At 66.3% G+C, this 742-nt stretch carries 1 protein-coding gene and 1 pseudogene; one reads left to right on the top strand and one right to left on the bottom strand.

Annotated features, from left to right (window positions below; translation table 11 throughout):
• Positions 1-126: pseudogene (locus tag MOV74_RS39540) on the bottom strand (DNA-3-methyladenine glycosylase 2 family protein); the annotation flags it as partial.
• A gap of 188 nt (positions 127-314) precedes the next feature.
• On the opposite strand from MOV74_RS39540, the gene MOV74_RS39535 reads away from it, so the two are divergent.
• Positions 315-742 (top strand): glutamate--tRNA ligase family protein (locus MOV74_RS39535; protein ID WP_246933040.1); only part of this gene is annotated, 428 nt, incomplete at its 3' end.

Genomic DNA, 742 nt, shown 5'->3' with positions numbered 1-742 from the left:
CGGCTCGCGCCGCCGCAGCGCCGGCATGCCGGCCGCCGCAAGCACGGGTTTCAGGCGCGGGTCGCGCTTGATCAGCGCATGGACGGCCTCTTCGAGATCGGACTGGGTTTCGAGGTGGATGGTCATGGCAATTCGGCAAACTATCTCCGACGTCGTGGCCGGGCTTGACCCGGCCATCCACGTCTTTCTAACCACTCGGCATGTGTACCATGAGCGACGGTGCTCGTATCTGTTCGTGACATTGACAGGGGCGCCGTATGACACCGAAGAACGTGGATGGCCGGGACAAGCCCGGCCATGACGAGATCTGTCAAATGGCGCCACCCGTTTTCCGATTCGCCCCGAGCCCCAACGGGCACCTCCATCTCGGTCACGCCTATTCCGCGCTGCTCAACTTCGATCGCGCGCGCGAGACCGGCGGGCTTCTGTTGCTGCGGATCGAGGACATCGACACGACGCGCTGCCGGCCGGATTTCGAGACGGCGATCTACGAGGATCTCGCCTGGCTCGGGATCAACTGGGAGTCGCCGGTGCGGCGGCAGTCCGAGCATCTCGCCGAATATCGCGCCGCGCTGGACAAGCTGTCCGCGCTTGGCCTCGTCTATCCCGCCTTCGAGAGCCGCGCCGAGATCGCAAAGCTCGTTTCCGCGCGGGAGGCGGACGGCCCCTGGCCGCGTGATCCCGACGGCGCGCCGCTTTATCCCGGCGATTCCAGATCGCTGCCCGCCGGTGAGCGGTCGCG

This window comes from Bradyrhizobium sp. SHOUNA76, assembly GCF_023006445.1.
GTDB lineage: Bacteria > Pseudomonadota > Alphaproteobacteria > Rhizobiales > Xanthobacteraceae > Bradyrhizobium.
This window is presented reverse-complemented; position numbering and strand designations above follow the sequence as displayed.